Source organism: Peribacillus sp. QJM3NY_7, from assembly GCF_056173225.1.
In genome coordinates, this window is sequence record NZ_CM149663.1 from 3,966,771 (window position 1) to 3,983,069 (window position 16,299).

General features: G+C 42.5%; 14 protein-coding genes. All 14 read right to left on the minus strand.

All coding sequences use genetic code 11. The features are described 5' to 3' along the window. Positions 1-294 precede the first annotated feature (294 nt). Complete coding sequence (gene ytxC, locus AC0VX1_RS18995; RefSeq protein ID WP_475468372.1) at positions 295-1,125, minus strand: sporulation protein YtxC; 831 nt, start codon at positions 1,123-1,125, stop codon at positions 295-297. 121 nt (positions 1,126-1,246) lie between these two features. Beyond that, on the minus strand, positions 1,247-2,185 hold the full coding sequence (gene dnaI, locus AC0VX1_RS19000) for a primosomal protein DnaI (protein WP_475468374.1): 939 nt from the start codon (positions 2,183-2,185) through the stop codon (positions 1,247-1,249). Further along, on the minus strand, positions 2,172-3,584 hold the full coding sequence (locus tag AC0VX1_RS19005; protein WP_309138933.1) for a replication initiation and membrane attachment family protein: 1,413 nt from the start codon (positions 3,582-3,584) through the stop codon (positions 2,172-2,174). Before AC0VX1_RS19005 ends, dnaI begins: the two co-directional genes overlap by 14 nt. 64 nt (positions 3,585-3,648) lie before the next feature. Next, positions 3,649-4,110 carry a transcriptional regulator NrdR gene (gene nrdR / locus AC0VX1_RS19010; protein WP_034309080.1) on the minus strand — a complete coding sequence of 154 codons (462 nt, stop codon included), beginning with the start codon at positions 4,108-4,110 and terminating at the stop codon, positions 3,649-3,651. A 269-nt stretch (positions 4,111-4,379) separates the two neighbouring features. Next, positions 4,380-4,760, minus strand: a complete 381-nt coding sequence (gene speD, locus AC0VX1_RS19015; RefSeq protein WP_034311443.1) for an adenosylmethionine decarboxylase — start codon at positions 4,758-4,760, stop codon at positions 4,380-4,382. A gap of 355 nt (positions 4,761-5,115) precedes the next feature. Then, positions 5,116-6,153 carry a glyceraldehyde-3-phosphate dehydrogenase gene (locus AC0VX1_RS19020; RefSeq protein WP_475468377.1) on the minus strand — a complete coding sequence of 346 codons (1,038 nt, stop codon included), beginning with the start codon at positions 6,151-6,153 and terminating at the stop codon, positions 5,116-5,118. A 157-nt stretch (positions 6,154-6,310) separates the two neighbouring features. Beyond that, the gene (gene coaE / locus AC0VX1_RS19025; protein WP_475468378.1) at positions 6,311-6,910 is read right to left on the minus strand and encodes a dephospho-CoA kinase; all 600 of its coding nucleotides are present in this window, start codon (positions 6,908-6,910) and stop codon (positions 6,311-6,313) included. 22 nt (positions 6,911-6,932) lie between these two features. Continuing rightward, positions 6,933-7,565 (minus strand): sporulation membrane protein YtaF, encoded by a 633-nt coding sequence (ytaF, locus tag AC0VX1_RS19030; RefSeq protein ID WP_034309090.1) that lies wholly within the window; start codon positions 7,563-7,565, stop codon positions 6,933-6,935. Between the two features lie 79 nt (positions 7,566-7,644). Next, positions 7,645-8,475 (minus strand): DNA-formamidopyrimidine glycosylase, encoded by an 831-nt coding sequence (mutM, locus tag AC0VX1_RS19035; protein ID WP_063575505.1) that lies wholly within the window; start codon positions 8,473-8,475, stop codon positions 7,645-7,647. A 19-nt stretch (positions 8,476-8,494) separates the two neighbouring features. Beyond that, positions 8,495-11,119 (minus strand): DNA polymerase I, encoded by a 2,625-nt coding sequence (polA, locus tag AC0VX1_RS19040; protein ID WP_063575504.1) that lies wholly within the window; start codon positions 11,117-11,119, stop codon positions 8,495-8,497. A gap of 127 nt (positions 11,120-11,246) precedes the next feature. Further along, positions 11,247-12,179 (minus strand): protease modulator HflC, encoded by a 933-nt coding sequence (gene hflC, locus AC0VX1_RS19045; protein ID WP_034309097.1) that lies wholly within the window; start codon positions 12,177-12,179, stop codon positions 11,247-11,249. Next, entirely contained in the window at positions 12,176-13,210 is a 1,035-nt protein-coding gene (gene hflK / locus AC0VX1_RS19050) for an FtsH protease activity modulator HflK (RefSeq protein ID WP_413021391.1), read from the minus strand. Before hflK ends, hflC begins: the two co-directional genes overlap by 4 nt. 395 nt (positions 13,211-13,605) lie before the next feature. Then, on the minus strand, positions 13,606-15,384 hold the full coding sequence (gene pnpS, locus AC0VX1_RS19055; protein WP_057276701.1) for a two-component system histidine kinase PnpS: 1,779 nt from the start codon (positions 15,382-15,384) through the stop codon (positions 13,606-13,608). Next, positions 15,381-16,100: a response regulator transcription factor gene (locus AC0VX1_RS19060; RefSeq protein WP_057276702.1), complete on the minus strand. Its 720-nt coding sequence runs from the start codon at positions 16,098-16,100 to the stop codon at positions 15,381-15,383. The genes pnpS and AC0VX1_RS19060 overlap by 4 nt, the downstream gene beginning before the upstream one ends. Positions 16,101-16,299 lie beyond the last annotated feature (199 nt).

A 16,299-nucleotide genomic window follows, 5' to 3' on the forward strand; every position in this document is an offset into this window, starting at 1 on the left:
CCACCCTCGTTCCAGCTTGCTTTTCACGGCAAAATGGCACTTGTAACTTGGTAACGGCAGCTTCCCGTCAGCTCATATTCGCAGAATGCCTGCTTTCCGAGCCGAAGTTTAAAGGTGGTAAGTGTTCCATGCGAATAGGAAGCTTACAGCCTGTTGGCTTCCCTCTCTGATAATCGGCGACTAGAATACCCTTGTCCTCATCATAACTTTTAGTTTTTTAATAGTATGTAGGAAATTATAATTTGTTATACGGCGAAAATCAAGGTTAATTTTCTTTTTTCCACGAAAGTTCATTCAACTGCTAGAAAATGATGAAAGTGGCAAGATAGTCGCCCGTTCTTCGAAAATCCTTGAAATGGTCTGGATGAGCCCCTCTTCCTTGTCATCGGTATAGATGCACAAGTTTTCAGGAGCAATCGATAAAAGCGGGGCAAGTATCACCGTATCGAGAAAAAGTGAGCTTTTGGCAAGAAGCCTCCTGTCAATCATACTATTGATTTTTGGACGGTCGAGTTTGCTGAATTTCTGATCATAGAAGTGAAAACCGTCCCGGTTGACAAGGTGAAGCTTTCTTAATTTCGACTCCTGCCCTTGAAGGCAATCACGGAGCGTAGCAATGAAATTTTGATAGTCCTGTTCCAGCTTATATTCATCAATCGCCTTGACGACATACTTTTCCAAAGTGTGCTGAAACGATTTTAAACGGAAGGTCGTAAAAGAATCGAATGAAAAAGATACCTTTCCAGCCAAGATGCTTTGAAGTCCTTCCTCAATCAATCGTTTCTCCGTACTGAATGCTCCATCTTGATTCCTGGCTCTTTCCGCCTCGATGATGGATGATGCAATTTCAATGATGGCTTCAATTTCTTCCCGTTCCCTATAAAAAAATTTACCGACTATAATTTGCTCCAGAACAGGAAGCGTCTTTTCTTCCAATAAAAAAGAATGGAATGCATCACGAAGCAGAATTAGCCATTCATCACCTGAAGATTCCGTCATATCCACATGCATGCCTTGTTGCGGAATAAATCGAATATATGCTTGAAATTCTGCCCCCAGTGGATGGACAGAAACGAAATTCAGTAATTTCAATGCCTCTGAATCGTTTTGAAACAAAATTTGCACTACGACATCCCCCCTTCCCCCTTGCTTCTTTTTTCATGTATATGGGGATGGGGACGTGTTTAGAAGTAGGATGGGCCTTGTAAGAAGAAAAAAGTGACCTCCATTAAGAGACCACTTTTCTTCATCTTCTCCGATTCACGCCATCAAGCTTGACCGGCTCGGCTAAATATTGAATTCTTTCCAGTACCCGGGCCGCCTTCACTTCTTCTTTCTCACCGCGCTGTGAAAAGGTCAGGTGGTTCTCCAGGCCATTCATATCAAAATTCGAAGTGAAAAATGTCGGCAGGTTTTCCAGCATCCTAAATTGCAAAATCGGACCAAAAACCTCATCGCGTCCCCAGCTCGTCATGGATTCCGCTCCAATATCATCAAGCATGAGGATAGGTGCCGTTTTCACCATTTCAATTTTTTCATTGACCGTATTATCACCTATCGATCCCTTAAGTTCCCTCAAATAGTCAGGTACATAGACTATAAGGGAGGAAATTTGCCTTTTTGCAAGTTCATTGGCGATCGCACCTAATAAGTACGTTTTCCCAACACCGAATTTCCCATATATATACAAGCCTTTTTGCCTTTTACCCGGCTCATATTCCATAATGAACGACATCGCTTTACTTAGGACAGACAAGCGTTTGTTTTCATCATCCGTTTGGGTAAAATCTTCAATGCTGGCCTTTAAAATATCCTTCGGTACATACAGGCTGCGGATCAGCTTTTCCCGTTTCCGCTTTTCATCCTCTGCCAATTTCCTCGGGCAGACTTCATAATGCAGGTTCAGGGCTTTTCCTTGCACCACCAATTTAGGATAATACCCTTGCATCATATTGATGCAGCCATCCAAGCTCGGACATTTATCACACTTATTGCTCTGTGAAGTGAACTCATAAAGCTTCCCCAAGTTTTTATCAATCATTTCCTTCGTGACCGTCGAGCTGTTGGCATTCATGAATAACCGCACTTGTTCGTTTTCAAAAATCTCCTGTTTCAGCTTTTCATAACGCTGTTGAAATTGATTTGTATTGGCCAATTTATTAAGGGACCTATTAATCTTTTCCATCGTTCATTTCACCTCCCGCTTTCCACAGCTTCCATTTCTCCAGAAGTTCGCGTTTTTGGGCATCCAATTCAGGCTGATCCGCATTCTGCTCCTGCTGTGCTTCTTCTTTTTTCTCAAGCCACTCAGGAACCACTTCTTCCCGTATCGCCTTTTTCCGGCTGCCCTTCGCAGCATTCCTGCTTCCTTGAGCCCAGTCCTGATATTTCCTATGTTCATTTTTGGCCAGTTCCATCGCCTCGACGACTGTTGAGACCTTTAGCCGTGCCCAATGGCCTGCCAGCTTTTCCACATAACCTTTCGTGAACTTCATATCCGTTTTGAGCATGACATATTCAATCAAGACATTGACGACACCCGGATTCAGCTTTTGGTTGATCATCACGCCCTCAACCACTTTCAAATCACCGCTTGACGGCTCTGCACCGCCAGACAATTGCATCAGCCGCTCCCTCGGGGAAATCGTCTCCAAATGACGGATTAACTCTTGTTCCTTTGTTTTCGGTTCTTCTTTTTGTGTCCGTTCACGAATTGGCTGCACCCGATTGACAAGGGAAGGCATATCGGCCTGCCGTTCAATCTGGTACCAGTCCCTTGCCGCCTTTCTAAGCAATTCCTCATCAATCTCATCATCCAATGAAACGGCATCCATTACTAGTTTTTGCATTTCCAGCGGATCAATGCCATATAAAAAAGCGAGTTTGGCAATCGTACTTTTTATTTTAGGAGTAAAAGCCTTTTTCGGCACGATCGAGGATTTCATCCCGGCAAATAAAAGGTCAAAATCGAATAAGTCATCAAACCCCGATGGCTCAACGCCTTCCGCCCGATCGATGTATTGCTGTTCAGGCACCGGTTTCCATTCGTTTTTCGCTTCATCCGTTACATATAAAGAGTCCAAATGGTCTGATGAGAATACTTCCGCAAAAGATTTAGTCACACCTTCATATTGATCGGTTAAGATATGGTCATCACAAAAGAACCTCTTTAACCGGTTGAATTGAGCTTTACCGATTTTTTTGTATAAGTAAATATTCAGCATTCCATCCGTGAAAAACTGCTGGGGTGAAAGCGGCGGGTTTAACTCATAAATGAATTCCTTCGTTTCATTTTTCGATTTCTTATATACATTCAACAGGCCGATTCCTTCAAGTAAAAGGCGCGCTTCGTAAATATCACCTAACTTAAGGCCGATGGTATTCATTAATTGATAATGCGAGGAGGTTTCCGACCATAGCCTGTTTTCCTCCAACTCACTCCATAACGTCATATATAGGCTAATGCAGATAGGTCCAATAAGAGGTTGATATAGTCGGGTAAGTATTTTCCGATCATAATCATGAAGCAGCCCCGCAGATGAGACCAAATATGAATCAGCTGGGAGCAATTCTTGCCAATGCATTGACATCTCCATTCAAACCTTTCAAAAGATGTAGTGAAAAAAGAGCCAAAGTGAATCTTCAGCTCTACTTTCTTTCTTTATTTATTAAATCTTTCAGTTCATCAATAAAGACATTGATATCTTTAAATTGTCGATAGACGGATGCGAACCTTACATAGGCAACCTCATCGACTTCTGCCAGCTTGTCCATTACCATTTCGCCGACACTGTCGCTTTTCACTTCCGATATGCCCTGGTTGCGTAGTTCTTTTTCTACATAACTGGTAATTTGCTCTAGTTCTTTCAAGGGAACCGGACGTTTTTCGCAAGCCCTGATTAAGCCACGCAGGATTTTATCACGACTGAACTCTTCACGTGTCCCGCCCTTTTTCACTACAATAAGCGGTGTTTCCTCCACCTTTTCAAATGTCGTGAATCGAAAACCACATGCCTCACATTCACGGCGTCGTCGAATCGATTTACTTTCATCGACTGGCCTGGAATCGAGCACTCTTGTTCCGTTATATTGACATGATGGGCATTTCATCATTATCAGCTCCGTATTTTATGTAGGACTCCCCTATCTAAATGTTCCCCAAGGAATTACTTCTCTATCTTAATCTTATATTAAAAGGAACGGACAGTACAAGTAAAAAGTGTAAGTTCCGGCAGCAGGCACTTTTTGTTCTGCCGTTGAAGCACCGTTGCCAAGGGCATTGTGCTTCAAGGCAATCCTCTCTAATAAAGTGAATCAGACTGCCGATTCATTGCATTAAAAAAGAGATGCACCCATGGCATCTCTGTGTATACATTTTTTTATAGGGCACTTATATTGGCTTTTTTCATTTGTACAGGACCTAATCCACGTGGTAATTCTATGTTTTCACGTGTTTGCGCATTCAAAGCTTCTGCAATATAATCTGCCGCAATATTCGGATCCAAGTTACCGCATGTATAGACATCAATGCTCGCATAGCCGTGTTCTGGAAAACTGTGAATCGTTAAGTGTGATTCAGAAATGATGACAACCCCGCTGACTCCTTGTGGAGCAAATTTGTGAAAGGCAACTTCTCGTACCTCTGCACCTGATTTCAAAGCAGCGTCAACAAAAATCTTTTCAATTAAATCGATATTGTTCAGTTTTTCAAAGTCACAACCCCAAAGTTCAGAAATGACATGTCTACCCATTGTTTCCATAGTGTAAGCTGTTTCCATATTAAGCTTCCCCCTTACAATGATTTAAAAATAAGTTCTGATAACTACCACGGGGGAAAGTTAGTCCAAAGAGGTCCTAACCCTTTAAGTAGCCATCATGCAAACCGTTTTGAAGAAGTTCACGATTCATAGTATATATGGTTTGAATTTTTTTTGCAACTCCAAATTGAATTTTTGGAAAGATAAGCTTTATATGTAATGGGGATATAGCGAAGGTTCCAATGTGGAGCAAATTCCGTCTTTTGTTTATTCAGTGCCATAAAGCAGCCGGGAATTCATGGATCACTGCATGAAAAATAGCCCGCTAAAAAATTTTAGCAGGCTCGGGTTTTTCATTTTATTTTACTGATAATTCGACTTCGGACATTTTTTTCAACTCGGAGCCAACCAATTTTACAAGGTCCACTACACGGTTGGAGTAACCCCACTCATTATCATACCAAGCAAGGACCTTCACTTTCCTGTCCCCGATCATCATCGTTGTCAATCCATCGATGATTGCAGAGTGTGGATTCGTTTTGAAATCACTGGAAACTAAAGGTTCCATCGTGAATTCCATGATTCCTTTGAGTTCATTTTCTGAAGCGTCGATGAAGGCTTGGTTCACTTCTTCAATCGTGACATCACGGTTTAAATCCACAACAAGATCGACTAAAGATACGTTTGGTGTCGGTACTCGTATCGCCATTCCATGAAGTTTGCCTTTTAATTGCGGCAACACTAGCGAGATGGCTTTTGCAGCTCCTGTAGTCGTAGGAATCATGCTTTCCGCAGCGGCACGGGCACGTCTCAAGTCTTTGTGCGGGTTATCGATATTATTTTGATCATTTGTATAAGAATGTATCGTTGTCATTAAACCGTTGTTTATGCCGAATTTTTCATCAAGCACTTTTGCAACAGGTCCAAGGCAGTTCGTTGTACAAGATGCATTGGATATGACGAAATGCTTGTCAATTTCCAGCACCTCCTGATTCACTCCCATTACAATGGTAACGTCTTCATTTTTACCCGGGGCTGATAATATTACTCTTTTTGCTCCTGCGTCTAAATGAAGAGCCGCTTTAGAACGATCATTGAATTTGCCAGTGGCTTCAATTACAATATCTATGTTCATCTCTTTCCAAGGCAATAGCTTTGGATCGCGGTTATTTATTAGTTTTACTTGGCGGCCATTCACTACTATTGAATCATCTTCAGCTATAATGATACCGTCGAATTTACCATGTATCGTATCATATTTTAGTAAGTGTGCTAAAGTTTCAGCTGGATAGCTTGCATTTATGGCAACAATGTCCAAACTCTCGTCTAATATGGCTTTTCGGAAAACCATTCTTCCAATTCTCCCAAATCCGTTAATCGCTATTCTTGAATTCATTGTTCGGACCCTCCAGAAATATTAGTGTTATACTTATTACCTTTCACATGTAATTAGTATAACATAATTCAGAGGAATTGTGCTAATAAAAATGCGGATTGTTTTATTTTTTCAACATAAAAAGAAGAAACCGGGCGGTTTCTTCTTTTTATCATGATTAAATGACATACCATTCGCTAAGTATGACCTTCACTTGCCGCTTCGTTTCATTAATGTCACCATTATTATCGATGACGGCATCCGCTAAGGCCTTTTTATCGGCCAAGGGCATTTGCGAATTGATCCTGGCAAGTGCCTCCGTCTCCGAAAGACCATTCCTATTCATTAATCGCTTCAATTGTACTTGCTCATCCACATAGATCAAAAGCGTCTTATCCACCATGAATGTCAGCTTGCTTTCGAATAGGAGCGGAATATCCATGAACACCGTTTCTTCTCCTGATGATAGTGCCGCTTCCGTTTTCAGCCGCATCCAATTCCTGACGGCAGGATGCACGATACCATTCAACAGCAATCTCTTTTCTTGATCATTAAATATGATCGACCCAAGCTTTACGCGATCTATATTCCCATCCGTCAATAAGATATCTTCTCCAAATGCTTTCACAACTTGGTGATAGGCTTCTTCACCTGGCTCAACGACAGCACGGGAAGCCAGATCTGCATCGACAATCGTGAATCCGAGTTCCTGTAAATAGAGGCTGACAGTGCTTTTCCCACTGGCAATGCCTCCGGTGATTCCGATGATTTGTCCCATAAGCTCCCCCCTTTTAACCTTATCATAATTTGAATAAACCGATGATGATCAATAATACACCTGGGAGAAAGGTCAAATGCTGGACAACTTTATTATTTGAAAGCAATTTTCCGCTTTGAATTCCGCTCCAAATGAAAATCGAACTCATAACAGCGATGCACCCTGCGAGGATGATCGGTGAAATCCCGATCATAGCCGCTCCAACTCCGGCCCCGAACGCATCCAGCGAAAGTGCAAACCCCAGAACAAGCGCTTCAACGCCTGTTATCGTACCTGATTTATCAAAATCGGCATTCAATGGTTTTTGTAAAATATTAATGACTACCCCAAGTGATTTAATTTCAAAATTAAAGATGATCTTTTCATGATATCTATCATCTTTCAAATCCTTTTCAGGCTTAAAATACTGGTATACCATCCAGGCACCAAGAAAAATGAGGATGATGCCGCCTGTTTTTTCAGCCGCCCCGATAGATATGAGCTGACTGATGAATTGTCCGATGACCATCGCTATACCTAAACTCAATGCAGAACAAAATGAGATGACCGCTATTGACCTTAAGGGGATTTTCATCTTCCGCATACCGAATGTCAAACCGACGCCAAATCCGTCAATACTAACTGCAAAAGCGAGAAAAATAATTTGTAGCCACATCGGAATATTACTCCTTCCCTACTCGTTGCTACCCTAGTATATGGAAGGAGCCCATCCGATGTGTTTGAATAAACATGACCTATTTTAGCGGCTGGCATGACGGACAAATATGTGTGCCGCGTCCTGCAACAACCAGTTTTTCAAGTGGCGTGCCGCATGTTTTGCAGTTCTCGCCTTTTCTTCCATAAACATTCAGTTCCAACTGAAACATGCCGATTTGCCCTTGGGAATTAATGTATGAACGAATCGTGCTTCCGCCTTTTTCCACAGCTTCACCTAACGTCGCAATGATTTCAGCATGCAACGTTTCGATTTCCTGCAACGAGAGTGAAGATGCCATTCTCTCCGGATGGATACCGGAACGGAATAACGACTCGTCCACATATATATTCCCAATCCCGACGACAACGGTTTGATCAAGGAGAACGGGCTTGATTTTCCTATTGGTTCTTGCCAACTTCGCACGAAGACCTTCGACAGTAAAATCTTCGGATAACGGTTCAGGCCCTAAGTGCAGCAGGGGCAACTGTTCAAATTCTTCCCCTTTGGCAAATAGATGCATTGTTCCGAATTTCCGGACATCCCTGTACCGAAGTTCACTGCCATCAGTGAAAGTGAAGATCACATGGGTATGCTTATCATACGGCTCTTCTTTTGGATGAACGCCGTATTTCCCTTCCATTCTTAAATGCGAAACCAGCGAATAATCATCCAAGGTGAAAATGAGGAACTTGCCCCGACGGCCTATTGCAGAAATCGTCTGCCCCCTTAAGGCATCCTGAAACTGTTCGACAGGCTCAGGCGCTTTAATGATCTTTGGCCAGAAAACGGACACTTCCTTGATCTCTTTTCCGAGTACGAGCTGCTCTAACGTTCTTCTGACTGTTTCCACTTCTGGAAGTTCTGGCATTGCAATCACCTATCTTTTATTATTTGGCATCAAACCATGTTGGCCCGAAAGCATAATCGACTTTAAGGGGCACGTTCAATTCAATGGCATTTTCCATTTCCTCCGGAACGATCACTTTAAGGATTTCGAGTTCCTCAGGAGGGGTTTCAAAAATCAATTCATCATGAACCTGTAGAAGCATTCTCGTTTTGAGCCCCTCCTTTTTCAGGCGTTTATTCATGTTGATCATGGCAAGCTTGATGATATCAGCGGCACTGCCTTGAATCGGCGTGTTCATCGCTGTCCGTTCGGCAAAACTCCTGATGTTGAAATTCCTGCTTGTTATCTCAGGTATATATCGCCTTCTTTGCATCAGAGTCGTGCTATATCCTTTTTGACGGGCCTCATGTATGCTTTCTTCCATATATTCCTGAACACCTGGAAAGCTTCGTAAATACTTCTCGATGAACTCTCCAGCTTCTTTTCTCGTGATTCCAAGACTTTGCGATAGTCCGTAATCACTTATACCATAAACGATTCCGAAGTTGACCGCTTTGGCATGGCGCCTCATGTTCGAGGTGACTTGATCTGCCGATACATGGAATACGTCCATGGCTGTCCTTGTATGGATGTCCATCCCGGCCTGGAATGCTTCCACCAATCCGCTGTCATTGGCGATATGCGCCAGGACACGTAATTCGATCTGGGAGTAGTCGGCAGCAAAAATGATCCAATCCTTTTCGGAAGGAATGAAGGCCTGCCTGATTTTCCTTCCTTCTTCCAGTCTGATCGGGATATTCTGGAGATTGGGATCTGTAGAACTTAACCGGCCGGTCTGGGTCAATGCTTGGTTGAACCGGGTGTGCACCTTGTCCGTTTTGCCATTGACCACTTTAAGCAATCCTTCAATGTAAGTGGATTGCAGCTTACCAAGCTGGCGATACAGCAGTATTTCCTTAACGATATCATGCTTGCTCTCCAGTTTTTCCAGCACATCGGCTGAAGTCGAATAACCTGTTTTGGTTTTCTTCATGACCGGAAGCTCCAACTTTTCAAACAGGATGGCCCCAAGCTGTTTAGGTGAATTGATATTGAACGCCTCTCCAGCCAATTCGAAAATTCGCGCTTCGATATTTCTTAAGCGAATGGCTAATTCCTGTCCCATGTTTTTCAGTCGGCCTATGTCCACCTTGATTCCCTGCCATTCCATATTTGCCAGGATGATCGACAAGGGCAGCTCCAGTTCCGTAAATAGGTGATACTGCTCGAACTCTTGCAGCTTATCTATCATCGGTTCTTTCAGAGAAAAGATCGCCTTCGATTTTCTGGCGATATGCTCCCTCAATTCCGCTTCCTCAGGTATTTTGCGTTTTGCACCTTTTCCATAAAAAACATCATCTGTTTCAAGCCGGATAGTACCTTGGGTTTTCGTGATTTCTGCGACTTCGTCCACTGACTCTGCCGGATCAAGGATATAGGATGCCAAAAACACATCAAAATCGATGCCTTTTATTTCGACTCCCCGATGACGCAGTGCCACGACCGTACGCTTCGCATCGAAAACCGTTTTCTTTTTTGTTTCATCCTCTGCCCAGGATTTAAATGCATCGGAACTCAGAGCATCCTCTCCATTGAAGTAAAAATGACCTTGTTCATTACTGATGGCGATCCCTATTATGTCGGCTCGATGATAATTATCTTCTAAAATTTCAACATACAAGGCACTTTCATCTGCAAACATTCCTTCTGTCATTTCAGCAGTGTGCACCTCTATCTTCTCCTGTTCAAGCGGTGCGCTTTCCGTTACATCCAATTTATCGAGTAAAGTCGAAAAACCAAGCTCCTTATAGAATGAGATGACCCGATCCTGATCCATGCCAGTGTACTCGGTCTCGTTAACGGAAACTTCAAGCGGCGCTTCCCTCGTTATCGTAGCCAGCTCTTTGCTTAATAAGGCCAGGTCTTTATGTTCTTCAATTTTCTCTTTCAATTTTTGTCCGCTTACCTCATCAATCGACTGCAGAAGGTTTTCAACCGTTTCAAATTGATGCAATAATTTAAGGGCAGTCTTTTCACCAACACCCGGAATACCGGGGATATTGTCGGAGGCATCTCCCATCAGCCCTTTTAAATCAATGATTTGCAAAGGGGATAGACCGTATTTTTCATGTATATGCTTTGGAGTGTATTCCTCAATTTCAGTAATCCCCTTTTTCGTGATGGAAACTGTCGTACTAGGGGAGGATAATTGCGTTAAGTCCTTATCACCGGAAATGACCTTCACTTCAAAACCATCTTTTTCCGCTTGTAAAGACAGCGTACCGATAATATCATCGGCTTCGTAGTTCTCCAGTTCATACCTTTTTATTTGAAAACAATCAAGCAGCTCCCGAATGAAAGGGAATTGCTCGGATAATTCTGGCGGCGTTTTTTGGCGCCCCCCCTTATATTCTTTAAATGATGCATGCCTGAATGTCGTTTTACCCGCATCGAATGCCACAAGTATGTGCGTTGGCTTTTCTTCTTCAAGAATGCGGTTGAGCATCATGGTGAATCCGTACACGGAATTCGTATGGACCCCCTTATCATTATTCAAGAGCGGAAGCGCAAAAAACGCACGGTATGCAATGCTGTTTCCATCTATGAGCACTAGCTTTTTATCCAAATCCGTCTTCCTCCAGTCATACAGGTTTATGTAGATATAGCTTCTATATAAAAACGCAAAAAGCCGTTCATTTTCCTTCTCTATTCTACCATGAGTAGAAGCGGAAAGAAAAATGACGGCATCAAGGTTATTTAGTATTTCCCATCAACAAGCTGGCATAAGGGGAATCAGAAGGCAGAACGATGACCGTTTGATCTCCAATCGTTTTCTTGTAGGATTCAAGAGTCCGGTATAGTTTATAAAATTCGGGGTCTTTGGAAAACGATTTATTATAGATTTTCGCTGCTTCCCCTTCCCCTTCTGCCCTGATCACTTCTGCATCAGCCTCCGCAGTAGAAAGCAGTTCCTTCACTTTCCTATCGGTATCCGCAATGATACGGTTTTTCTTCGCATCACCTTTGGACAGGTATTCTTGCGCTTTCGATTCCCGCTCGGAAATCATCCTCTTGAAGACGGATGCTTCGTTTTCGGAAGGCAGGTCAGTCCGCTTGATCCGGACATCCGTCAAGCTGATTCCATAACTGTCCTTTTGCAGCAAATCGTTGACTTTTTCGGTTATGCGGTCGTTTAAACTTCCCCTGGATGACTTCTCATCATTGATGATCTCATCATAATTCAGCTGGCCCAGCTCTGAACGAACTGCCGAATAGATGAACTCTTCCATTTTCGTTTCGGCATTCTCAAGTGTCCTTGCATTTGTAATCAATTTCTTCGGATCTTCTATTCTCCAAACTGCATAGTTATCGATCAGCATCCGTTTTTTATCTTTCGTATTGATTTCCGCTTCGGAAACATCGGAAGTCATCTGATACTTCGGTAAGGTCATGATACTCTGAATGAATGGCACCTTCGCCTTCAATCCCGGAGTCTTATCGATCCTTACCACCTCACCGAATTGGCGGACGACCTTGTATTCGCCCTCTTTGACGATATAGACATTGGTGAAGATGATTAGCAGCAGCGCGATGAAAATAATCAGGAAAATGCCGATTCTCACATAGCCCCTCCAATGAAAATCCCCTTTTTTCAACTCAGAGAAATCTATTATTTTTCCACTCATTGTTTAGTGCCCCCTTCCCCTGTCGCTTTTTCTTCCGATGCATTCCCTTTTTTCGTTTCTTCTTCAGGTATGGCAGCTTCATCAGTGGCAGGAGTTTTTTTCGTTTCCTCCTTTTCAAGCGAGCGAAGCGGCAAGTACTTCATTGTGTTTCCATCATCATTCATAATATAAATCTCAGCATTCGGCAATACTTCCTCAAGGGTCTCAATAATTAGACGGTCCTTCGTAATCCCCTTATTGCCTTTATACTCACTGAGCAATTTTTCAAAGACCGCTACATCCCCGCGGGCAGCTTCCGTACGGGCAGCTTTATCCCCATTGGCCTGTGAAATGATGGCATCTTTTTCCCCTTCCGCTTCATTCATACGCTTATTTTCATATTTATCCGCTTCGTTAATTTTCGTATTCGCCGTTTCACGGGCATCCGTTACATTGGTAAATGCTTTCCGCACTTCTTCATTCGGTAACTCCACGTCCTGGAGTTTAACCGCAGATATGGAAATCCCAACATCATACTTCTCCATTAGCTGTGACAATAAATCGCGTACATCCGCTTCGATTTGCGCTTTACCAGATGTAAGGGCATCATCGATTTTCGTGCTGCCGATTATGCTCCGTAATGCAGCTGAAGTCGTATCGTATAATATTTTTTCTGGATCTTCTGCATTGTATAGATATTTTGGAGGGTCGGTGATTTTCCACTGAACGACTAGGTCTGCCAGCACAATATTTTCATCACCCGTAATCATTTTGGTCTCACTCGGGTAATCCGTCACCTCTCCATCCTCTTCCTTATATCCAAATTTAAGACTGAATGTTTCTTTGGATAATTTCTCGACCGATTGAATCGGCCAAGGCAGTTTAAAGTGAAGTCCTGGTTCCGTTATCGTCTCCTCCACTTTACCAAACGTCATTATGACAGCTTGATCGGATTCATCAACCGTGTACCAGGTCGATATCGCAACTACACCCAAAATTAAAATAAGAAAGACAAGTCCTGTAATTGTATATATCCTTTTTAAGCTAACGATATGTATCACCCCTTCTTTGCAGTTATATCTTATTTACGCAAGAAAGGGCCTAAAGTTTCATAAAAATCAAATATTTTCCTAGAAATATAGGATAGAGGAATGGTATCCAGGGAATATAGCCAAAATTAAAAGACAGAGACCATGTCTCTGCCTAAGTTTTAAGGTTTGTACGATTTGAACGTTGATTGCAACTTAGACGCTATTCCTACAGGAGTTTTGTCTACCTGTTCCAATCATCTTGTTTTAAAATTTTGGTTGAACTTCTAAATAATCAAACAGAGACTATGTCTCTGTCAATGTTTAACTCCTTGGATGAGGGGTTGTACAACCATTGTACCCCTGCATTATGAAGTCCGTTTTAAGGAATTGTAAAGGACATGTAAATAAAATGCCCGCTACATTTTCCCTTTTAAGCTTTTATTTAAAGTGACTGTAAAAGTCGTCCCGGTTCCAGGTGTGCTTTCCACGTTGATTTTACCTTTATGGACTTCTATTATATGCTTGACGATTGCCAGTCCAATGCCCGTTCCTCCTGAATCGCGGCTCCTCGCCTTATCGATCCGGTAGAACCGTTCAAAGATCCTTGGCAGTTCTTTTTCTTCGATGCCGATCCCGTTGTCTTGAACTGTAATATCGACAGTCTGTTCATTTTCAATGATGTCAACGGTGACCCTGCCGCCATTTGGTGTATAGGTCAATGCGTTCGTAATCAAATTGATGAAAACCTGTTTGATCCTGTCAGATTCCCCTTCAATGAAAACTGGTTCCGGGGATGTTTTAATTTCAAGGGATACTTCTTTTTCCCTCAGCTTGCCTATAAGCATCTCTTGTATTTCGCCAAGCACTTTCGTAATATCCACGACCCCTGCGTTTAAAACGAATTCCTGCTGCTCCATTTTGGATAAATTCAGCAGCTCCTGAATGAGTTCTTGCAGCCGGTCACTTTCTTTCAAGATAATCGATAAAAAGTGCTTTAAGGTTTTTTCATCTTTTAAGGCTCCATCCAACAATGTTTCAGAGAAGCCTTTAATGGAAGTGATCGGAGTCCTCAATTCATGGGACACATTGGCCACGAAATCCTTCCGCATCTGCTCGAGCCTTTTCAATTCGGTGATATCATGGAAAATGAGGAGGATCCCCTTCCATTCATCATGATTCCCGATTATTGGAGCGCCGTAAATCTCAAAATGCTTTCGTTCTATGGCAAGCGGTATCTTCACCTGCCGTTTTATCGTTTTTTCCGTTCGAAAGATCTCTTCGATGATGGCTATCACTTCCTGGTCTTTAATGACCGAATAATATTCCTGAAACAAAAACGTAGCCGCGTTCACACGGAAGCTTTTCTTGAATTCCCGGTTGATCAAGGTCGTATACCCTTTACTGTCAATCAGCAAGACCCCGCTACCGATATTCTCAACAAGAGTTTCCAAACGATCCTGATTCATTTCCCTAGCTATCTCTGTTTCCTGAAGATTCCTCGCCAATATGTTCAAGGAAGTTGTCAGCATTCCCGTTTCATCGGAATGCCTCCCGAATGTCCGCGTTCCGTAATTCCCTTTTGCCAGTTCAATGGCTGCCATCGTCGCCTCTTCGATCGGACGGGTATAATATGAAGTGATTTTACTCGCAAGCATCAGGATGATGATCAAGGCAACCCCTAAACAAATGATCAATATTTGCCACATTTGTTTATTCACTTGATGGATGGCCTCTATTTCATTGCTATGGACGACAAAGCCTTCGATCTCGCCGTCCTTTTCAACCGTCTTCCAATAATAATGGAGGTCCGATTCGCCTTCGACCACTTCATACCCTTCCCCATTCTTAAGCCCTTTTTCCAAAGTTATTTTGCGAAGGACATTGGCATGGCTTTTAAGTATTTCATTGGATGATGTCGAATCGTATAATATTTCCCCACTCGTGGAAAGAATGGTTAAATTAGAATCTAAAAGGGGTGTCAGTTTTGCCGTCTTCCCTTTTTCCAAAAAGGACTCGATCCCGCCATGCTCCTTAATATATGTAGAAATGAAAAATGTTTCGTTCTGTATACGCTCATTGAACGTTTTAATATAATAACTTTTGAACAAGTGCCCTAATAAAAAGCCCACGGCCATCAGGACGACCATCACCAATGTGATGAGGGTATATAAGAGCTTTTTACGATAGGTCGTCATTCTTTTTTAGGCTCCTCAAGCTTATACCCCAAGCCCCTTATCGTTTTAATATAGAGTGGTTTTTTTGTATCTTTCTCTATTTTTTCACGAAGATGGCTTATATGGACATCGACGATCCGTGAATCTCCCGCGAAATCATAATTCCATACCGCACTGAGAAGTTGATCCCTGGTCAGCACTCTTCCTTTATTCTTCGCCAAATATAAAAGTAATTCAAATTCCTTTGGAGTCAATTCTAATTGCTGTTCATCAAAGAATGCTTCGTATCGTTCCGGGAACACTTTCAATTCCCCTAATTTCAGGAGACCCTCTTCTTGATCCTGACTTGACTCACTTCCGTTCGATTGCAACTGGGATCTTCTTAAAATGGCTTTAATCCGGGCCACTACCTCCCTGGGACTAAATGGCTTGGTCAAGTAATCATCCGCCCCCAGTTCCAGTCCCAGCACCTTGTCAAATTCATCGTCCTTAGCTGTCAGCATCAAGATCGGTATATTGATTTTTTGCTGGCGAAGCTGCTTACATACTTCAAGCCCGTCCATTTTAGGCAGCATCAAATCCAATACCACTAAATCGGGTCGTATATCCACGGCAGCCTCCAGCCCTTGTTCTCCATCCAAAGCTGTGATCACCGTATAACCTGATTGTTCTAAATTGTACTGAAGTAAGGTAACTATTGATTGCTCATCATCCACTACGAGAATTTTCTTTGACATTAGATCCTCCTGAATTATGTATTACCCAAAAGACCAATTTATTGGTCTACTCATCCAATTCCATTATAAAGAATATTATATGAAATTTACACATAAAAAAAACGGAAATAAAGTTATTCCTATCTTCAGCAGGTAGATTATACGTTCCAGGGTTCTTTTGAACGGATTAAAAAACTGCCCGGAGTCGGAATAAGGCGCC